At 69.7% G+C, this 18,463-nt stretch carries 18 protein-coding genes and 1 other RNA gene; 11 read left to right on the forward strand and 8 right to left on the reverse strand.

What is annotated here, in order from left to right:
* Nucleotides 1-62 precede the first annotated feature (62 nt).
* Both MC45_RS04050 and MC45_RS04055 read right to left on the reverse strand, forming a co-directional pair.
* Nucleotides 63-4,181 (reverse strand): translocation/assembly module TamB domain-containing protein, encoded by a 4,119-nt coding sequence (locus MC45_RS04050; RefSeq protein WP_179944560.1) that lies wholly within the window; start codon nt 4,179-4,181, stop codon nt 63-65.
* A complete protein-coding gene (locus MC45_RS04055; protein WP_038659830.1) occupies nt 4,178-6,109 on the reverse strand; it encodes an autotransporter assembly complex protein TamA in 1,932 nt (643 codons plus the stop codon). Before MC45_RS04055 ends, MC45_RS04050 begins: the two co-directional genes overlap by 4 nt.
* 188 nt (nt 6,110-6,297) lie before the next feature.
* Here MC45_RS04055 and MC45_RS04060 point away from each other — a divergent pair, with 188 nt between their 5' ends.
* Nucleotides 6,298-7,059, forward strand: a complete 762-nt coding sequence (locus tag MC45_RS04060; protein ID WP_038659833.1) for a ThuA domain-containing protein — start codon at nt 6,298-6,300, stop codon at nt 7,057-7,059.
* A gap of 97 nt (nt 7,060-7,156) precedes the next feature.
* The gene (locus tag MC45_RS19495) at nt 7,157-7,327 is read left to right on the forward strand and encodes a hypothetical protein (protein ID WP_169742519.1); all 171 of its coding nucleotides are present in this window, start codon (nt 7,157-7,159) and stop codon (nt 7,325-7,327) included.
* On the opposite strand, the gene MC45_RS04065 is transcribed toward MC45_RS19495, so the two are convergent.
* Complete coding sequence (locus tag MC45_RS04065; protein WP_038659836.1) at nt 7,328-7,945, reverse strand: LexA family transcriptional regulator; 618 nt, start codon at nt 7,943-7,945, stop codon at nt 7,328-7,330.
* 91 nt (nt 7,946-8,036) lie between these two features.
* On the opposite strand from MC45_RS04065, the gene MC45_RS19500 reads away from it, so the two are divergent.
* The 6 genes from MC45_RS19500 to MC45_RS04090 all read left to right on the forward strand — a co-directional run bounded on the left by MC45_RS19500 (nt 8,037) and on the right by MC45_RS04090 (nt 14,002).
* Complete coding sequence (locus MC45_RS19500; protein ID WP_169742520.1) at nt 8,037-8,213, forward strand: hypothetical protein; 177 nt, start codon at nt 8,037-8,039, stop codon at nt 8,211-8,213.
* Complete coding sequence (locus MC45_RS04070; RefSeq protein ID WP_038659839.1) at nt 8,210-8,521, forward strand: hypothetical protein; 312 nt, start codon at nt 8,210-8,212, stop codon at nt 8,519-8,521. The genes MC45_RS19500 and MC45_RS04070 overlap by 4 nt, the downstream gene beginning before the upstream one ends.
* 9 nt (nt 8,522-8,530) lie before the next feature.
* Entirely contained in the window at nt 8,531-9,313 is a 783-nt protein-coding gene (locus tag MC45_RS04075; protein ID WP_038659842.1) for a tryptophan 2,3-dioxygenase, read from the forward strand.
* Nucleotides 9,314-9,439: 126 nt separating this feature from the next.
* The gene (locus tag MC45_RS04080) at nt 9,440-11,554 is read left to right on the forward strand and encodes a TonB-dependent receptor (protein WP_038659845.1); all 2,115 of its coding nucleotides are present in this window, start codon (nt 9,440-9,442) and stop codon (nt 11,552-11,554) included.
* Between the two features lie 96 nt (nt 11,555-11,650).
* The gene (locus MC45_RS04085; protein WP_038659848.1) at nt 11,651-12,835 is read left to right on the forward strand and encodes an acyl-CoA dehydrogenase; all 1,185 of its coding nucleotides are present in this window, start codon (nt 11,651-11,653) and stop codon (nt 12,833-12,835) included.
* A 27-nt stretch (nt 12,836-12,862) separates the two neighbouring features.
* Entirely contained in the window at nt 12,863-14,002 is a 1,140-nt protein-coding gene (locus MC45_RS04090) for a CaiB/BaiF CoA transferase family protein (RefSeq protein ID WP_052075503.1), read from the forward strand.
* On the opposite strand, the gene MC45_RS04095 is transcribed toward MC45_RS04090, so the two are convergent.
* Nucleotides 13,987-14,787 carry a DODA-type extradiol aromatic ring-opening family dioxygenase gene (locus tag MC45_RS04095; protein WP_038659851.1) on the reverse strand — a complete coding sequence of 267 codons (801 nt, stop codon included), beginning with the start codon at nt 14,785-14,787 and terminating at the stop codon, nt 13,987-13,989. The two genes, MC45_RS04090 and MC45_RS04095, sit on opposite strands and share 16 nt — an antisense overlap.
* A gap of 75 nt (nt 14,788-14,862) precedes the next feature.
* On the opposite strand from MC45_RS04095, the gene MC45_RS04100 reads away from it, so the two are divergent.
* The 3 genes from MC45_RS04100 (at nt 14,863) to MC45_RS04110 (ending at nt 17,072) form a co-directional block, all read left to right on the forward strand.
* The gene (locus tag MC45_RS04100) at nt 14,863-15,435 is read left to right on the forward strand and encodes a (2Fe-2S)-binding protein (protein WP_038659855.1); all 573 of its coding nucleotides are present in this window, start codon (nt 14,863-14,865) and stop codon (nt 15,433-15,435) included.
* Between the two features lie 91 nt (nt 15,436-15,526).
* Complete coding sequence (locus MC45_RS04105; RefSeq protein WP_038659858.1) at nt 15,527-16,324, forward strand: RcnB family protein; 798 nt, start codon at nt 15,527-15,529, stop codon at nt 16,322-16,324.
* Between the two features lie 64 nt (nt 16,325-16,388).
* Nucleotides 16,389-17,072 carry a 2OG-Fe(II) oxygenase gene (locus MC45_RS04110; RefSeq protein ID WP_038659861.1) on the forward strand — a complete coding sequence of 228 codons (684 nt, stop codon included), beginning with the start codon at nt 16,389-16,391 and terminating at the stop codon, nt 17,070-17,072.
* A 10-nt stretch (nt 17,073-17,082) separates the two neighbouring features.
* Here MC45_RS04110 and ffs read toward each other — a convergent pair.
* From ffs to fabZ, 4 genes are all read right to left on the reverse strand, one after another.
* Nucleotides 17,083-17,180: signal recognition particle sRNA small type (gene ffs, locus MC45_RS18830), an RNA gene on the reverse strand.
* 46 nt (nt 17,181-17,226) lie between these two features.
* A complete protein-coding gene (locus tag MC45_RS04115) occupies nt 17,227-17,547 on the reverse strand; it encodes a PilZ domain-containing protein (RefSeq protein ID WP_038659864.1) in 321 nt (106 codons plus the stop codon).
* A 47-nt stretch (nt 17,548-17,594) separates the two neighbouring features.
* Nucleotides 17,595-17,828 carry a 50S ribosomal protein L31 gene (gene rpmE / locus MC45_RS04120; RefSeq protein WP_037535430.1) on the reverse strand — a complete coding sequence of 78 codons (234 nt, stop codon included), beginning with the start codon at nt 17,826-17,828 and terminating at the stop codon, nt 17,595-17,597.
* A gap of 185 nt (nt 17,829-18,013) precedes the next feature.
* Nucleotides 18,014-18,463, reverse strand: coding sequence for a 3-hydroxyacyl-ACP dehydratase FabZ (fabZ, locus tag MC45_RS04125; RefSeq protein ID WP_038659868.1), 450 nt, complete (start codon nt 18,461-18,463; stop codon nt 18,014-18,016).

The raw sequence follows: 18,463 nt of genomic DNA on the forward strand, positions 1-18,463 counted from the left end.
CAAATGCTACAGTTCGATGAATAGCCCGAGGCCCAGCGAGGAAGACCGCTGCCGCAACGAGCTCAATAATCCTTCGACACGCGGACGTTGGCGCTCTGTCGGCCGAGCGTCGAGATGCTCGACAGCAGCGAGAGCCAGCGGGTCACCTGGAATTCGACCTGCGTCGCCGAATAGCCCTGACCGTCGGTGACGATCTCCGCATAGAGGCGGCGGGTCACGTATTTGCCGGCGGCGATCGAGGTGCCCTGGCCGGTCTGCGGATCGGCGGGGAGGATGCGCAGCCGGTCGAGCCCGGCGGCGCGGCGTACCGCGTTGATCGGGTTGAGGCCGTTGCCGCCGTTCTGCAACGCCGCCACCGCCGCGGCGAGCTGCAACGCCTCCGGCGCGGACAATCGCGTGATCGAGGTGCCGAACAGCAGCCGCGAGAGCAGTTCGTCCTCGGGTAGCGCCGGGGTGCTGGTGAAGCCGATCTCGGGCTTGAGCGCGGTGCCGGTGACGCGGATCGTCGCATTGAGGCCGGTGCTGTCGGCGTTCGCCTCGATATCGAGCACCGGATTGGCGGGCACCTCGCCGGCGAAGCGGATGACGCCGCGCGACAGCTGGAACTTGCGGCCGGCGAATTCATAATCGCCGCGGATCATGTTCGCCTGGCCGGTGATCGCGGGGTTGCCGGGCTGGCCGGCGATGCCGAGCTCGGCGGACCATTCGCTCGACAGGCCGAGGCCGCTGACGATGACCTTGTCGGGGGCCTTCGCCTTGATCGCCAGCGTCCACGGCGCGGGCGGCGCCTCGTCCTCCTCGCCGCCCTCGAGCAGATTGATCTCGCGGATCTTGAGCTGCGGCAATGCGCTGGCGGCGCTCGCCTGGCCGAGCCGGTAGCGGCTGCGGTCGAGGACGACGTCTCCCGCGATCGTGCCGCCGGCGCCGTCGGAAGTGAAGGTGAGCGGCCCGGTGACGGTCGCGCCGATGTCGTCGCGGTTGATCATCACCGCGTGATCGGCGCGCAGCTTGAGGTCGAGGCCGATGCCGTGCGCCGCGGCGAAGTCGAAGCCGCCGCTGCCGGTGACGCGGCCGCCCTTGCCGGCGTCGGCGGCGAACCGGTCGATCTGCAGGCGCGAGCCGCCGAAACGGCCGGTCGCCTGGACGTTGGTGAGGATGGTGCCGGTATTGGCGCTCTCGATGCGTGCGCCATTGGCCTGCAGCACGCCGCGGATCACCGGCGCGCCGATCCGGCCGCTGACGTCGGCGCCGATCGCGACCGGGCCGGAGAGGTCGAACAGTTCGAGGCCGGTCAGCCGCCAGACGGTGTCCGCCGGACCCTGGTAGCGCAATTGCGCAAACAGCGGCGCGACGGCGATGCGGCTGGCGAGATCGCCCTCCCCCAACGGCCGCAGCAACGCCTGCGCGCGGCCGATCGTCCTGCCGCCCGAGGCCATCACCGCGCGCACGCCGAGCCGGTCGGCGGACAGTACGGCGGCGAGGCCGAGATCGATCGGTCGCGACGCCAGCACCAGCCCGGCGCGGCTGAGCCCACGTACGGTGAGATCGGCCTTGCCGGTCGGCGCGGCACCGGCGGCGGTCGCATAGCTGACGCTGCCCGAGGCGGTGCCGCTGAGGCCGAGGCGCGGATAGCCGATGTCGAGGATCGCCAGCGGCATGCGGGTGAGCGAGGCGTCGACGGCCAATGCGGCGTCGCTGAACCGGCCGCCGACCTGCGCCTCGCCGCCGGCGAAGCTGAGCCGGGTCGGCGCGAGTGTCCAGCCGTCGCCGTCGCGGGTGATCTCGGCGGGCGAGAGCAGGCGCAGCGGACGGCGATCGAGCGTGCCCTGCGCGGCGACCGAGAACCGATCGGGGGCGACCTGCGTCACCGTCTGGATGTCGAAGGCACGGCCGCGCGAGCCGGCGATCGAGGCGCGCACCTCGCCGACGCCGCCGCGCAGCTTCGCATTGGCGGCGAAGCGGGCGAGGCTGAGCCGGCCCTGCCGGACGCCGGCGCCGGTCGCGGTGAGGTCGAGAGCGGTGCCGGCGGGGTCGAGCAGCAGCGCGGCATCGACATGGCCGCGGCGCAGGGTGGCGGCGCCGAGCCGCGCGTTGGTGGCGTCGAGATGCGTCTCGATGCGCTGCACGGTGCCGACCGGGCGGAACAGCAGCTCCCCCGCCAGTCCGCCGCCGGTGACGGCGAGGCGACCGGTGAAGCCGCCATGGCCCATCGCCAGCCGGCCGGCGGCGGTGGTGCCGCTAACCGCTATGCGATCGACGACGAGGATGTCGTCGACGCCGGGCGGCAGCAGCAGGATCGATCCCGCCGCGGTGAACGGCCCGAGCCGCGACCCGCCTTCGCCGCGCCAGGTGAAGCCGGTCGGGGTGGGATCGAGATGCGCGCGCACCTGCGACAGGCCGAGTGCATCATTCGGGGCGGCGAACTGGAGATCGAGCGTCGGGCGATCGATCTTGCCGTCGAGGCGCAGCGTCACCGGACCGTAGGTGCCGTGGCGGCCGCTCGCCTCGATATGGAAGGTGTCGTCGACGCGGCGATAGCCATTGCCGCGCAGCGTGAGCAGCGGCGAGGTCAGCACCATGTTCGAGAAATGAAGCAGGCCGTCGGCGCTGCGTTCGAGGTTGGTGACGATGCGCGGCAGGCCGCCGGTGAGGCCGCGCAGGAAGCCGTTGTCGAGCCGCACCACCTGCGCGGTGCCGCGACCGACGATGCGCGTGCCCCGGCCGCCCGGCCCCGGCACGACGCGCAGATCGGAACGCAGGTCGACGACGCCGAGCCCCTTGATGAACAGGCGGTTGAGCGTGCCGTTGAGCCCGATTTCGTAGCGGCCGGTGGCGAGGTCGAGCGCGACCATCAGCCGGCCGGCCAGCTTGTCGGAGCGCAGCCGCAGCGCGTCGCCGGTCAGCAGCGACCCGTTGAGCACGAGCGGCCCGTCGAGGCTGAAGTTGCGCAGGATACCGCCGGCGACGGTGCCGATGCCGGTGACCTGCGCCGCGGTGAAGCGGGTCGGCAGCGTCAGCTTGCCCGGCCCGAGCCGGCCGCTGCCGGCGAGGCGGACGGTGTCGAGCCCGGTACGGTCGATCGCGAGCCGATCCGCCTTCAGGCGATAATCGAAACGGGCGGTGCGGAAGCCGCCGTCGAACACGGCACGCAGCTCGACGCCGGTTCCGGTCATCGTCGGGATCACCGCCGCCGGGCGGAGCAGCCGCGCGCGCACTCGCACGTTGCGCCAGGCGTTGGCGCCGAGATCGACCAGCCCGACCGCATCCAGCGCGAGCGCCGGGCTGCGCAGGTCGAGCCGGCCGTCGAGGCGGCGGTCGGCGAAGGTCGCGTCGCCGCGGACGCGCATCCGCGGGCCGGCGAGGCGCAGCGCGGCGCCGGTGACGATGCCGGCGGGGGCGATCTCGCCGGACAGCGTATACCGGCCGTCGGTCGCCGCCAGCGCGAGGTCGAGCGCGCGCGCGGCACCGACGCGGCCGGTCGCCCTGCCCCGCCAGCGCGACCAGCGGCCGTCGCCGTCGATGTCGAGCGCGACGCTGCGCTTCAGCCCGAGGCTGCGCGCGAGCACGCCGCCGGCGGCGCCCGCGGCGCGGACGTCGACGTCGAAGCGGTCGCGGTCGGGCTCGGCGTCGAGGCGCAGCGCGAGCCGGTCGGAGCCGGCGATGCGCGCGTCGAGCCGGACCAGCGCGCGACCGTGGCGGATGTCGGCGCGGCCGGCGACGCGGCCGACCCGCTCGCTGCCGAGCACGCGGCGGGCGAGCACCAACCGATCGACGCCCAGCGCCCCGATGCGGATATCGAAATCCGGCAGGATCGGCCCCGAGCGCGCCGACGGTCGGGTATGGGGAACGTGAAACAGCGTCGCCTGCGCGATCGCGAGCCGCTTGATGACGAGCTGGTGCCGCGCCCAGCGCCACGGCGCCCAGTCGAGGTCGACCGCGGGCGCCTGGACGAGCAGACCGTCGAGATCGTAGACGCGCACGTCCTTGAGCCGCGACCGGCCGTAGAGCGAACCGTCGATCCGGCCGATGGTGAAGCGCAGCCCGTTGGCGGTGCGGATCGCGCCGATCCGTTGCGCCACCCAGCGATGACCAACGTCGGTGTCGACGATCAGCAGCGCCAGCGCGGCGATCGCGGCGAGCGCGACCAGCGCAGTCGCAATGCGCCGCAGCCAGCGCCTCAAAACGCCTGCCCCAGCGACACGTAGACGGCGATGCGGCTGTCGCCCGGCTGCGGATTGAGCGGGGTGCCGACGTCGAAGCGGATCGGGCCGAAGTTGGAATAATAGCGAACGCCGACGCCGGCGCCGTATTGGAAGTCGCCGAGCTTCGGGATCGCGCTGGTGTAGATCGTGCCGCCGTCGAGGAAGGGGACGATGCCGAAATTGCCGAAGGTCTTGACCCGCGCCTCGATCGAGAATTCGGCGAGGCTGCGGCCGCCGATAGGATCGTTGTTGACGTCGCGCGGGCCGATCGCCTGATAGCCGTAGCCGCGTACCGAGGCGCCGCCGCCGGCATAGAAGCGCCGTGACGGCGCGATGCTGTCGCGCGATGCGCCGAGGATCGAGCCGAGCCGGATACGCTCGGCCAGCACGACGCCGCGGTGCGCCGGCTGGTAGGCGCTGGCGTCGATCTGCACGCGCGCATAACCGAAGGCGTCGTTCTCGAGCGAGAATTCCGGGCTGAACCGGCCACCGAGGCGGAAGCCGCGGGTCGGGTTGAGCAGATCGTCCGAGCCGTCGTAATTGAGGCTGGTCGGCGCGGCGGCGATGTAGAAGGTGCGGCGGCGCGGCTCGCCGGTCGCGGCGATGACGTCGCGTTCGTCGGAGCTGAGCACCTCGCCGCCGATCGACCAGGTCCAGGTCTTCTGGAAGAAGATCGTCGTCTGCCGCTCGATATTGGCGGCGACGGTATAGGTCTTGGCCTCATAGGCGTCGCGCTGGACGTGGCTGGCGGAGATCTGCGCGGTGAAGACGCGATCGCGGTCGCCGAAATTGTTGCGGCGGAAGACGACGCTGCCGAGCTGTTCGCGGGTGCCGAGCACGCTGCGCAGCGTCAGCGCGCCTTCCGGCGGGAACAGGTTGCGATGCGTCCAGCTCAATTCGGCGCGGGCGCCCTCGCCGGTGCCATAGCCCAGCTCGCCGGCGATGGTGTGCGGCGGCGCGGCGGCGAGCTTGACGCCGATGTCGACGGTGCCGGATGCGTCGCCAGGGATCGGCTTGACCTCGACCGAGGAGACGAGCCCGGTCTGGATCAACGCGCGGCGCAGATCGTCGAGCGTCGTCGCGTCGAACGTATCGCCGGGGGACAGGCGGGCGATCTCCTGCACGTGTTCGGCGTCGAACACGCGGTTGCCGGGCAGCGCGACGAACTTGCCGAAGCGGCTCTCGGCGCCGGGCGCGACCTGGAGGTCGAGCGTCGCGCTCTTGCTGGCGTGGTCGACGACGACCTGCGGCTCGCCGACGTCGGCAAAGGGGAAACCGGACTGGCCGATCTTCGCGGTGAGGCGCGCGGTGCCGGCGACGATCGCATCGGCATTGACCGGATCCTGCGGCTTTACACCGAACGCCTCGCGCAGCGGCTGCGCCTTGGCGCCCGCTGCGGCGATGCCGCCGAGCGTCACGTCCTTGAGCCGATAGAGCGTGCCGGGCTCGGCGGCGAGCACGACGAGCGGCTTGGCGCCGGCCTCGACCCGCGTCGTCACCCGCGCGTCATAATAGCCCTCGCCGCGCAACAGCGTCTGGAGCAGGTCGGCGTCCTCGCGCGCGCGGCGGTCGAGTTGCGCGGCATTGGCGACGCTGCCATCGTTGGCATCGAGCGTCGACAATTCCTCGAAGCGCTTGCGCAGCAGCGGCGTCGCGGCGGTGTCGATACCGTCGATCCGCCAGCTATAGCGCCGTTCGGCGGCCCCGTCGGTCGCCGCCGCGGCCGCCGCGCCGGCGGGGTCGGCGCCCAGCTCGGGCCAGGCGACACCGATGTCGGGCAGCGGCGCGAGCGGTGCATTGGGATCGAGCGGCGTCGCCTCCGCCGGCATGGTCTGCGCCGCGGTTTGTCCGGGAAGAAGGAGCACGGCAGTCGCGCCAAGCCCGAACCACCCCAAACGCAACAGCATAGCGCCGTCCTAGCGCGCGTCCGTGGCTCGCAACAGTCCCATTTCCGACGCTTTTGCGCTCGAACGACCGTGCATATCGCCCGGCCGGGCGCGGTATGGCCGCGACGGCGAGCCCGACGAAGGTTGCGGTTGCGCCGTCGCGCCCGGCGCGGGCATGCGAGCGAACGTTCGCCGATGAAAGGAACGCCATGAAGGCCCTGCCCCTGCTCGCCGCGCTGGCCGTGTCGCTCGTCCCCGCCGCCGCGGTGGCGGAGGACCAGTTCAAGCTGCTCGTTATCGCCGCGCCGAGCACCTATCATTATGAATACATCCCCGTCGCGCGGGAAAATCTGGAGCGGCTGGCGCGGCTGCACGGCTTCGCCGTGACCTGGACGAGCGACGGTACAGCGTTCGACGGCGATCTCGGCCAATATGCCACGGTGATGTTCCTCAACACGCCCGCCGAGACGCTGAGCGAACCGCGACGGCGGCGGTTCGAGGCCTATATGCGCGGCGGCGGCAATGCGCTGGTGGTGCATCGCGCCGCGATCATCCCGCCGGCGGCGTGGCCGTGGTACGAGCAACTGGTCGGCCGCTCCTTCGTCAACCACCCGATGCTGCAGACCGGCGTGGTGACGGTGACCGACAAAAGCTTTCCCGCGACCTTCGGCCTGCCCGATCGCTGGATCTGGAGCGACGAATATTACGTCACCGCCAACCCCTATAAGGTGACGATCCATCCGGTGCTGAATGCCGACGAGACGAGCTACGATCCGACGCGGATCTGGCCGGGGCAGATCGGCCGGCGGATGGGCAAGGACCATCCCGAGGCCTGGTATCATTCCTACGAGAAGGGGCGCGTCTTCGTCACCCTGCTCGGCCACAATGTCGAGATGTACCGCGACGACCGTTACCTGCAACACCTGCTGGGAGGCATCTACTGGACCGCGACCGGACGCGGGCAAGGGTGAGAGGCGGGGATCGGACCGTCGAGCCACCGCCGACCACCGCGGCGCCGGCATGGAGGGCGATCTGGCGTCTCGTCGCGGGACGTGGCAGGACCGCGGCATGGCCGAAACTCCTCCTTCCGCCGCCGGCGGCATTCTCGTGGCGATCTGCTCGATCGGCGGCGCGGTCGTCGGCCTGATCCAGGGTCAGGTGACGATCGGTTTCCTCGCTGGGCTGGCGATCGGCGCGGCAGGTGCGGTCGCGGTGTGGCTGCGCGGCAGCCGCCGCTGATCAGCGCGGCTCGCGCATCAGCCAGACGACCCGGCCGATCACCTCCACTTTGCCGTCCGGCACCGGCGGCGCGGCGGGATTGTCGCTGGCGATCGTCAGCCTCTCACGGCGCCGCGCGATACGCTTGACCATGACGGCGTCGTCGATGCGGATGACGAAGACCCGCCCCTGCGCATCCGGCGTGCGACGCGCCTGATCGACGACGATCAGGTCGCCGTCGACCAGCCCGGGCTCCATCGAATCGCCGCGCACGCGGACGATCGCCGCCATCCCCTCGCGCAACCCCAGCCGCATCGCCAGCGCCGGATCGATCGCCGCCGCGCCGAGCGTCACCTCGCCATCGACGAACGCGCCCGGCCCCGCCGAGGCGGCGACGTCGAGTCGCGGCAGCGTAAATGGGCGGCGGCCGGGATCCCCGCCGAGCTCGACCTCATCGACACCGAAATAATCGGCGAGCCGGCGGCGATCGTCGGGCGCGAGCCGGCGCGGCGAGCCGCGTGCGACGAATTGCTGGAGATAGGCGGCGTTGCGACCGAGCATCGCCGACAGCGCCGCGAGGCTGTCGCCCCGCGCCGCCGCCAGTGCCTTCAGCCGCAGCCCTGCCTCGCCTTGTGCCATGCCGACAGATGTAGCGTAGGAAATTTTCCTAGACAAGTTGGATCGACCGGAACAGATCAGGAACATCACCCCAGGGATTCGGGAGGGAACGATGTCATTGCTGCTCAAGATCGACCGCTATCTGCGGCGGACCAACATGTCGCGGACGCAGTTCGGCCGGCTCGCGGTCAACGACCCGAGGCTGGTCACCGACATGGTGCGCGGTCGCGTGATCGGTCCGGCGGTCGCGGCGCGGATCACGCGGTTCATCGACGGGACGGAGGCATGATCCGCCGTTCCGACGGACAGACCCGGCTGCATCGCGCGCTGGCGGCGAGTGCCGCCTGTCATGGGCTGACCGTGCACCCCGTCACGGTGCACGAGCGGCCGTGGTCGAGCGCCACCTTCACCGGCTGGCGGCTGACGCTCGACGTGGCGGTCGCCGGTGGCGATCCCGGCGACTGGCTCGCGGCGCTGCCCGAGGAGGATTTGCCGGTGCCCGGCCGGCTGGTCGCCGATCTGGTAGTGACGCACGCCGCCGGCGCGCGCGCGACGCTGGCGGTGCTGCTGCTGGAGAGCGGTGACGGCTTCGGCTAAGCTGCTGCAATGACGATCACTTATCGCAGCTACCTGCGCCTGCCGGAATTGCTCGACCTGCAAACGCCGCTGAGCGGCGTGCATGACGAATTGCTGTTCGTGACGATCCATCAGGCGTCGGAGCTGTGGATGAAGCTCTGCCTGCACGAACTCGGCGAAGCGCGGCGGCGGATCGCGGCGGACGATCTGCCGCCGGCGCTCAAGATGATGGCGCGGGTCAGCCGCATCCAGACGCAGCTCATCCAGTCGTGGGAGGTGCTGGCGACGATGACCCCGGCGGATTATGCCGCGATGCGTGGCAGCCTGGGGCAGAGTTCGGGCTTCCAGTCCGATCAATATCGCTGCCTCGAATTCATCATGGGCAATCGCAATGCGGCGATGCTCGCGCTGTTCGTGGAAGAGGCCGTGCGCGCGCGCCTGACGGCGGAGCTTGCGGTGCCGAGCCTGTACGACGAGGCGCTGCGGCTGCTCGCGCGCCGCGGCCTGCCGGTGCCCGCGGAACGGATCGAGCGCGACTTCGCGCAGATCGCGCCGCCGTCGCGCGAGGTGGAGGCTTGCTGGGCGATCGTCTACGGCCAGCCGCACGACCATTGGGATCTCTATGAGCTCGCCGAGAAACTGGTCGATCTGGAATATCACGTCCAGCTCTGGCGGTTCGGGCATCTCAAGACGGTCGAGCGGGTGATCGGCTTCAAGACCGGCACCGGCGGCACCGCCGGCGTGCCCTATCTCGCCAAGGTGGTGGAACAGCGTTTCTTTCCCGAATTGCTCGACGTGCGCACGAGTTTGTAGCGCGACGAAGCGAGATTTCGGCACGACGAACCGCGACCGAATGCGCTTGGATATAATGTAACATATCGCCTAGATGTTTCGCACCTGCACAATCGCGGGTTCTCTATCGTGCACCGCGGAGTTTCGATGCTGAAGTTTTCCCTGCTGGCTGGCGCCGCCCTGATTGCTGCCCCCGCCCTCGCCCAGACCGACCCGGCCGCCACCCCGGCGCCGCAGAGCCGCGACATCATCGTCACCGCGGCGGTGCCGCAGAGCGAGCGCGACGTGTTGCAGGGCACTTCGGTGATCTCGGGCGAGGAACTGACCCGCAACCTGCGCCCGACGATCGGCGAGACGCTGGCGCGCCAGCCCGGCGTGTCGGCGACCTCGTTCGGGCCGAGCGCGTCGCGGCCGATCCTGCGCGGCTTCCAAGGCGACCGCATCCGCGTGCTGACCGACGGCATCGGCTCGATCGACGTGTCGAACACCAGCGTCGATCATGCCGTCATCATCGATCCGCTGCTCGCCGAGCGGATCGAGGTGCTGCGCGGCCCCTCCGCGCTGCTGTTCGGCTCGTCGGCGGTCGGCGGCGTGGTCAACGTCATCGATACGCGCATCCCGCGGACCGTGCCCGAGAACGGCTATCGGTTGAACGGCATCGCCAATTACGGCTCCGCGGCGAACGAGCGGTCGGGCGGCGCGGCGGGCGACGTCGCGGTCGGCGAGCATCTCGTGCTGCATGCCGATGGCTCGTACCTCAAGGCGGACGATCTGCGCACCGGCCGCGGCTATCTGCTGTCGCCGAGCGCGCGGGCCGCGGCGCTGAGCCAGGTCGGCCTGCCACAGGATACCGACGAGCCGATCGACTTCGCTGCCTCCGCCGGCCTGCGCAACCGCCTGCCCAATTCGGCGGCGACGACGTGGACCGCGGGCGCGGGCGCGTCGATCATCACCGACACCGGCAATCTCGGCGTGTCGTACAGCCATTACGACAGCCTCTACGGCGTGCCGATCCGCTATGCGACTGCGGTCGGGCAGGAGCAGGAGGCGCCGCGGCTGTCGGTCGTGCAGAACCGCGTCGATTTGCGCGGCGAGATCAACACCGGCGGCGAGTGGCTCGACAAGATCCGCATCCGCGCTGGCCAAGCGAGCTATCGCCATTTCGAGCTGGAGGAAGACGGCAGCGTCGGCACCGCCTTCTACAACAAGGGGCTCGAAGGGCGACTCGAGGTCGTCCAGGCGAACCGCGGCGGCTGGCAGGGCGCGAGCGGCGTCCAGTATTTCAACCGCATCTTCAACGTCGTCGGCGACGAAGCCTTCCTGCCCAAGAACGAGACCAACCAGACCGGCTTCTTCACGCTGCAACAATATAGCGCGGGGCCGTTCCGCGCCGAGGGCGGGCTGCGCTACGAACTGACCGACGTCGCCGGCCGCGTGCCCTATGGCGAGGACCGCTTCTTCGGCGGCACGCGTCATTTCGAGGCGCTGTCGGGCTCGATCGGCGCCTCCTATGCGATCGGCGACGGCATCCGCATCGGCCTCAACGGCTCGCGGACCGAGCGGGCGCCGTCGGCGGAAGAATTGCTCGCCAACGGGCCGCATGCCGGCACGCAGGCCTATGAGCTGGGCGATCCCGATTTCCGGCTCGAGAAATCCTGGGGGCTGGAAGCGACGTTGCACGCGCATGGCGACGGCTACAGCTTCGACGCTTCGGCTTATTACAACTGGTTCACCAACTATATCTCGGAGAACCGCGTCGATCCCTCGGTCTGCCTGACGCGCACCGACGAACTCGATGGCCTGCCCTGCTTCCAGTACCAACAAGGCGACGCGCGCTATTACGGCTTCGAGGCGGATGCCTCGGTGCGGCTGGCGCGGATCGGCGACTATACGATCAACGCCGACCTGCTTGGCGATTACGTCCACGCCAATATCGTCGACCTCGGGCCGGCGCCGCGCATCCCGCCGGCGCGCGTGCTCGGCGGCATCGAGGCGCAGGGCGAACGGCTCGGCGGGCGCGTCGAGGTCGAGCATGTCTTCGAACAGAACCGCATCGCCGCGTTCGAGACGCCGACCAGCGACTATACGATGGTCAACGCCTCGGCCTCGATCAGCCCGTTCGGCAAGGACAGCAAGACCAGCCTGCTGCTGTCGGCGAACAACCTGTTCGACGTGGTCGCGCGGCGCCATTCGAGCTTCCTCAAGGACTTCGCGCCGCTTGCCGGGCGTGACATCCGCGTGACGCTGCGCTTCGGGTTGTAGGGCGTTCGTATTCCTCCCCCTGGCGGGGGAGGACTTTCTCGGGCCTTGCCCTCCTGCCCCATCCCCCGTACCGCACCTTCAAAAGGAGACGATGCGATGGCCGGCATGGGCAAGTTCGACTGGGCCGATCCCTTCCTGCTCGACGATCAGTTGAGCGAGGACGAGCGGATGATCCGCGATACCGCGCGCGGCTATGCGCAGGACAAGCTTGCGCCGCGGATCGTCGAGGCGTTCCGCACCGAGCACACCGATCCCGCGATCTTCCGCGAGATGGGCGAGCTCGGCCTGCTTGGGCCGACGCTGCCCGAGGACTATGGCGGCGTCGGCGCGGGTTACGTCGCTTATGGGCTGGTGGCGCGCGAGGTCGAGCGGATCGACTCGGGCTATCGCTCGATGATGAGCGTGCAGTCGAGCCTCGTGATGTATCCGATCTTCGCCTACGGCTCGGAGGAGCAGAAGCGCGCCTTCCTGCCCAAGCTCGCGAGCGGCGAATATATCGGCTGTTTCGGGCTGACCGAGCCCGATGCCGGTTCCGACCCCGGCGGGATGACGACGCGGGCGCGCAAGGTCGATGGCGGCTACGTCCTCTCCGGCGCCAAGACCTGGATTTCGAACAGTCCGATCGCCGACGTCTTCGTCGTCTGGGCCAAGTCGGACGCGCATGATGGCGCGATCCGCGGCTTCGTGCTCACCAAGGACATGAAGGGGCTGTCCGCGCCGAAGATCGAGGGCAAGCTGTCGTTGCGCGCCTCGATCACCGGCGGAATCGTGATGGAGGACGTCGAGGTCGGCGAGGATGCGCTGCTGCCCGGCGTCGAGGGATTGAAGGGGCCGTTCGGTTGCCTCAATCGCGCGCGTTACGGGATCAGCTGGGGCGCGCTCGGCGCGGCGGAATTCTGCTTCCATGCCGCGCGCCAATATGGCCTCGACCGCAAGCAGTTCGGCACGCCGCTCGCCGGACGGCAGCTCTACCAGAAGAAGCTCGCCGATATGGAGACCGAGATCGCGCTCGGGTTGCAGGCGTCGCTGCGCGTCGGGCGGCTGATGGACGAAGGCCGGTTCGCGCCGGAAATGGTCAGCCTCGTCAAGCGCAACAACGTCGGCAAGGCGCTGGAGATCGCGCGGATGAGCCGCGACATGCACGGCGGCAACGGCATCTCGGGCGAATATCAGGTGATGCGCCATATGATGAACCTCGAGACGGTGAACACCTATGAGGGCGCGCACGACGTCCACGCGCTGATCCTCGGCCGCGCGATCACCGGGATAGCGGCGTTTTGAACCTGCGGCTGGCGCAGGAGCAGCGCGGTGGCTGACCACCCGCTGGCCGGGCTCAAGGTGCTCGAACTCGCGCGTATCCTCGCCGGCCCGTGGGCGGGACAGGTGCTCGCCGATCTCGGTGCCGAGGTCACCAAGATCGAGAGTCCTGCGGGCGACGACACGCGGACGTGGGGGCCGCCGTTCGTCGACTATGACGACGGCACGCGCGACGCCGCCTATTTCCACGCCTGCAACCGCGGCAAGACCAGCCACGTCATCGACTTCACCACCGCCGAAGGGCAGCAGCGGGTCCGCGCGCTCGCCGCCGACGCCGATGTGCTGATCGAGAATTTCAAGGTCGGCGGGCTGGTCAAATACGGGCTCGATTATGCCAGCCTGTCGGCGCTCAACCCGCGCCTCGTCTATTGTTCGATCACCGGCTTCGGCCAGGACGGCCCCTATGCGCCGCGCGCCGGCTATGACTTCATCGTCCAGGGGATGAGCGGGATGATGGACCTGACCGGCGACCCCGACGGCGCGCCGCAGAAGATCGGCGTCGCGATGGCCGATATCACCACCGGCCTGTATGCGGTGATCGCGATCCAGGCGGCGCTGGCGATGCGCGAGCGGACCGGGCGCGGCCAGTGGATCGACATGGCACTGCTCGACACGATGACCGGGGTGCTCGCCAATCAGGCGGCGAATTACTTCGCCAGCGGCGTCACGCCGGCACGCGTCGGCAACGCTCATCTCAACGTCTGCCCCTATGCGGTGTTCGAGACCGCGGATGGCTGGTTCATCCTCGCGGTCGGCAACGACGGCCAGTTCCGCCGCTTCTGCGCCGTCGTCGGCCTGAACGCCGACGATCCGCGCTATGCGACCAACGCGTTGCGGCTGGAACATAAGGTGCCGCTATTCGCGGAGATCACCGCCGCGACGCGGACCTTCGCGCGCGATGGCCTGCTCGGCGGGCTGGAGGCGGCGGGCGTGCCGGCGGGGCCGATCAATACCGTCGAACAGGCGCTCACCGATCCGCAGGTGCTGGCGCGAGGCATGGTGCTCGACCAGCCGCCGATCCGCGGGCTGCGGACGCCGATCCACTTTTCCGACGCCGCGCTCGCCACCGACCGGCCGGCGCCGCGGCTGGGCGCGGGCGACCGCGCCGATGCGGCTCAGCCGAAGCGATAGGCCGTCACCGCCCAGCCGAGCACGACGTCGCGATAGTCGCATACCGCCGCCGCCTCGCCGCCTGCACCGAGCGCGACCATCAGCGGCAGCAGATGCTCGGCCTCGGGATGGGCGAAGCGGGCGTGCGGCAAGCTTTCCCAGTCGATCACCCGCGCCGCGCGGCGGGCGGAATCGGGATCGGTGACCGCGTCGGTGAGCGCCGCGTCCCATGCGGCGGCGACCAGCGTCAGCTGCGGCCCGCGGGCACGCAGATTGTGGAAGCTCATCCCCGATCCGACGATCAGCACGCCCTCGTCGCGGAGCGGCGCGAGCGCCCGCCCGATCGCGACATGCGCCGCCGGGTCGAGGTCGGCGCGCAGCGACAGTTGCGCCAGCGGGATGGTGGCGGCGGGATCGGCGACCATCATCGGGATGAACACGCCATGGTCCCAGCCGCGCGCCGCCTCCTCGCCGACCGCATGACCTGCACCGCGCAGCAGTGTCGCGGCGCGGCGGGCGACATCGGGCGCCCCCGGCGCATCCCAGCGCAGGCGGTAGGTGTGCGAGGGAAAGTTGTGATAGTCGAACAGCAACGACGGTCGCTCGCCGACATGGACGGTGAGCTCCGGCGTCTCCCAATGGCCCGAGACCATCAGGATCGCGCGTGGCCGCTCCGGCAGCGTGGCGAGCAGGCCGGCGAGATAGGCCTGCATCGGCCGCCACATCGGATCGGGCGGCCCACCGCCCGGGTCCATGAAGAAGCAGGGGCCGCCGCCATGCGGCACGAACAGCGTCGGAAGCGTCATGCCGGCAAGGTCGCGCCTCGCGGGTCGTACCGCAATCATCTGGATCGAAACGCGGCGTTTCGCTTAAGAGGCGCCATGTCGCGCCTCACGGTCAACAACCAGCCGGTCGAATACCGGCTCGATCCCGCCACGCCCCTGCTGTGGGCGTTGCGCGACGCATCGAACCTGACCGGGACGAAATATGGCTGTGGCACCGGCGATTGCGGCGCGTGCACGGTGGATGTCGACGGGCGCGCGGTGCTGTCGTGCCGGGTCGCGATCGGATCGGTCGAGGGCAGCTACGTCACCACGATCGAGGGCCTGTCGCGCGAGCGCAACCACCCGCTGCAACTCGCCTTCATTGCCGCCAACGTGCCGCAATGCGGCTTCTGCATCCCCGGCATCCTCATGGCCGCCGCAGTGCTGCTCAAGCGCAGTCCCGATCCCAGCGAGGCCGATATCCGCGGCGCGATCCGCAACCTGTGCCGCTGCGGCATCTATCCGCGGCTGATCGAGGCGATCCAGCGTGCCGGTCGCGCCGCCCGCGGCGAGGAGACGATCCCCGCCGGCGCGCGACCCGGTATCGATCCCGCCGACGCGGCGAGCGTCGTCCCGGCGCTCGTGCCCCCGCCGGCCGACGCCGCGCGCGACAAGCTGTCGGAACGCTGACGATCCAATTCAGCTTCGTCACATCGCGTCGTCGCTAGAAGGAGTCATCATCGGAGTCGGCTCGTGCGCCGGCGGGTTGAGGACGAACAGGATGAAGACCGTGATCAAGGCGTTGCTGGCGGCATCGATGCTGATGCCGGTGGCCGCGCAGGCGCAGGACGGACGCGGCGGCTGGGACCAGCGCGGGCCGGGGCCGGACCGCGGCCCACGCCCGGATGCCGGGCCGCGGCCGGAGCCCTCGGGCGATCGCGGCTGGCAGGGCCAGGGCCGCGCCGAGCGGCCGCAGCCGGGCAACTTCGGGCCGGATCGTGGTCCGCCGCCGCCGCGCGAGCGCCGCGACGATGGTCCGGGGCGCGGCCCCGGCGATGGGGGACCGGGCTTTCGCGACGACCGTCCCGATCGCGGGCCGCGGCCGGATCGCGACGACCCGCGTCCCGACCGCGGCCCCAACGTCGGCTGGGGCAACGTCGGCCGCGGCAACGTCGGCCGTGCCGACGACGGCCGCGGCTGGGACGAGCGCCGGTTCGACGATCGCGGCCCGGCGGCGCGCGACTGGCGCGCGGGGCAGCGGGGCGGCGCCTGGGACCGGCGCTGGCGCGACGACGACCGGTATGACTGGAACCGCTATCGCGCGGTGAACCGCGGCGCCTATCGCCTGCCGCGCTATTACGCGCCGTCGGGCTGGGGCCGCGGCTATCGCCGGTTCGGGGTCGGCGTGCCGCTGTCGCCGGTGTTGTTCAGCCGCGCCTATTGGATCGGCGATCCCTATGCCTATCGCCTGCCCGAGGCCTATGGTCCGTATCGCTGGGTGCGCTATTATGACGATGCGCTACTGGTCGACCTGCGCAGCGGGCTGGTGATCGATACGGTGTACGGCATCTTCTATTGATCGGGCGGGGCGTTACCCTGCTTTGACGGTTGTCTTTGAGGCGCGGCGACGGCATTTTCCCGCCATGTTCGCCCGTCGCAAAGCGCCCGCCCCTTCCCCGCTGCGCCAGCAGGCCGGTGCCCGCGTCGCGCAGCGGCTCGACGCCAATCCCGCCGTCGTCCGGGCCGAGGTGCCGGCGATCCAGATCTATTATCAGCTCGATTTCCTCGATGCGGCGCAATGCGCGACGCTGATCGCAATGATCGACGCCAACCGCCGGCCGTCGTCGCTGCTGTCGGATCGTGCCGACCCCGGCTTCCGCACCAGCGAGAGCTGCGACATGAACCGCTATGCGCCCGAGGTGCAGCCGATCGACGAGGCGATCGCCGCACTGCTCGGCCTGCCTGCCGACCATGGCGAGACGCTGCAGGGCCAGCGCTATGCCGCCGGACAGCAATTCCGCGCGCATCACGACTATTTCCACGAGACCGAGAGCTATTGGGAGCAGATGCAGGCGTCCGGCGGGCAGCGGACGTGGACGACGATGATCTATCTCAACGACGTCGCCGAGGGGGGCGCGACCTGGTTTCCGCAGGCCGGGTTCAAGATCGCACCGCGGCAAGGGCTGCTGCTCGCCTGGAACAACATGAACCCCGACGGCACGCCCAATACGGCGACGCTGCACGAGGGGACGGCGGTGGTGGAGGGGACGAAATATATCGTCACCAAGTGGTTCCGCGAGCGTTCCTGGCTCAAGCGATCCAATTGACCCGATGCTATAGGGTGGGAGCCGGGACGACCCGCGGCGAAATCGTTGCGGCTGCTTCCTTCCGGACCTGACCGGGTTGGCGACGACCACGTCCGCCCGACTCCCGCGCAAGCCTATGGCGACGTCGGGCCGCGGGATCAAGGGGTGAGTTGGATCAACGCCCTGCCCGATTCAACGCGACGAGCTTTTCGAACACGTCGAGATCGAGCGCCTGTTTGAAGCGGCAGCCGGCCGCGAAATCCTCCGCCCAGCGAACCTCGGCGGCGATCGGCGCTTCGCCGGGCAGCGTCAGCCAGATCATGCTGTGGCGGGTCAGCGGACAATAGGTCTGGAGGCGTGCGCCGTGGATCGAGATGTCCACGACCTTGCACAAGGCGCGGTTGGCCTTGCCGATATCGCCATCGAACGAAACCGGCGTGCGCGAGGCGCGACGCCGGCCGTAGGTCAGTGCAGGTTCGAACTCTGCCGCGAACATAGCCACGGTCTATCCAGACCATGGTTATGTTCGCGTTAACGCGCTGATCAGCTCTTGCGGAGCGTGAGCCCACCGCCGAAGCGCTTGTTGAAGCGGGCGACCTGGCCGCCGGCGTCGAGCATCGTGCCGCGACCACCGGTCCACGCCGGGTGCGCCAGCGGATCGATGTCGAGCTGCATCGTGTCGCCTTCCTTGCCCCAGGTGGAGCGGGTCTCGAACACGGTACCGTCGGTCATCTGGACCTTGATCATGTGGTAGTCGGGATGGGTATCTTTCTTCACGTCACGATGCTCCGGATGCGGCTGGTTCCGACCAGCCTGGAAGGGAAGCGGCGCCCGTAGAGGAGCGCCGCGGGAAAGTCAAAATGTCATGCCTTCCCCCGTTCGTGCTGAGCCTGTCGAAGCACAGGTGGATCTCACCAGCCCTTCGACAGGCTCAGGGCAAACGGAGGGGGCCGGTCCGATGCTCAGGCTTTGGGCGGGTCAGCGATCATCGCGGTGAAATTGGCCTCGGCGACGACCTGGCCGTCGATCTTCGCGACGCCGGCGAACTTGCACACCGAGCTGCGCTTCTGGACGAAGGTCGCCTCCAGCCGCAACAGCACGCCCGGTTCGACCGGCTTGCGAAACTTGGCGCCGTCGATCGCCATGAAATAGACGAGCTTGCCCGAGCCGGCGAGGCCGAGACTCTCGACCGCGAGGATTCCGGCGGCCTGCGCCAGCGCCTCGACGATCAGCACGCCCGGCATGATCGGCCGACCGGGGAAATGCCCCTGGAAGAAGCCTTCGTTGATCGTCACCGCCTTGATCGCCGCGATCGACCGGTCGAGGATGATCTCCTCGACCCGGTCGACCAGCAGCATCGGGTAGCGATGCGGCAGGGCCGCCATGACCCGCCCGATATCGAGCGGCCCCAT

The organism is Sphingomonas taxi (assembly GCF_000764535.1).
Classification (GTDB): Bacteria; Pseudomonadota; Alphaproteobacteria; order Sphingomonadales; family Sphingomonadaceae; genus Sphingomonas; species Sphingomonas taxi.

What these genes read in the sequence shown, in the direction of transcription:
- MC45_RS04095 (WP_038659851.1), bottom strand. Translation starts at nt 14,787, where the DNA reads ATGACGCTTCCGACGCTGTTCGTGCCGCATGGCGGCGGCCCCTGCTTC.
- MC45_RS04085 (WP_038659848.1), top strand. Translation starts at nt 11,651, where the DNA reads ATGGCCGGCATGGGCAAGTTCGACTGGGCCGATCCCTTCCTGCTCGAC.
- MC45_RS04055 (WP_038659830.1), bottom strand. Translation starts at nt 6,109, where the DNA reads ATGCTGTTGCGTTTGGGGTGGTTCGGGCTTGGCGCGACTGCCGTGCTC.
- fabZ (WP_038659868.1), bottom strand. Translation starts at nt 18,463, where the DNA reads ATGGGGCCGCTCGATATCGGGCGGGTCATGGCGGCCCTGCCGCATCGC.
- MC45_RS19500 (WP_169742520.1), top strand. Translation starts at nt 8,037, where the DNA reads ATGTCATTGCTGCTCAAGATCGACCGCTATCTGCGGCGGACCAACATG.
- MC45_RS04100 (WP_038659855.1), top strand. Translation starts at nt 14,863, where the DNA reads ATGTCGCGCCTCACGGTCAACAACCAGCCGGTCGAATACCGGCTCGAT.
- MC45_RS04105 (WP_038659858.1), top strand. Translation starts at nt 15,527, where the DNA reads ATGAAGACCGTGATCAAGGCGTTGCTGGCGGCATCGATGCTGATGCCG.
- MC45_RS04070 (WP_038659839.1), top strand. Translation starts at nt 8,210, where the DNA reads ATGATCCGCCGTTCCGACGGACAGACCCGGCTGCATCGCGCGCTGGCG.
- MC45_RS04080 (WP_038659845.1), top strand. Translation starts at nt 9,440, where the DNA reads ATGCTGAAGTTTTCCCTGCTGGCTGGCGCCGCCCTGATTGCTGCCCCC.
- MC45_RS19495 (WP_169742519.1), top strand. Translation starts at nt 7,157, where the DNA reads ATGGCCGAAACTCCTCCTTCCGCCGCCGGCGGCATTCTCGTGGCGATC.
- MC45_RS04075 (WP_038659842.1), top strand. Translation starts at nt 8,531, where the DNA reads ATGACGATCACTTATCGCAGCTACCTGCGCCTGCCGGAATTGCTCGAC.
- MC45_RS04060 (WP_038659833.1), top strand. Translation starts at nt 6,298, where the DNA reads ATGAAGGCCCTGCCCCTGCTCGCCGCGCTGGCCGTGTCGCTCGTCCCC.
- MC45_RS04110 (WP_038659861.1), top strand. Translation starts at nt 16,389, where the DNA reads ATGTTCGCCCGTCGCAAAGCGCCCGCCCCTTCCCCGCTGCGCCAGCAG.
- MC45_RS04065 (WP_038659836.1), bottom strand. Translation starts at nt 7,945, where the DNA reads ATGGCACAAGGCGAGGCAGGGCTGCGGCTGAAGGCACTGGCGGCGGCG.
- MC45_RS04115 (WP_038659864.1), bottom strand. Translation starts at nt 17,547, where the DNA reads ATGTTCGCGGCAGAGTTCGAACCTGCACTGACCTACGGCCGGCGTCGC.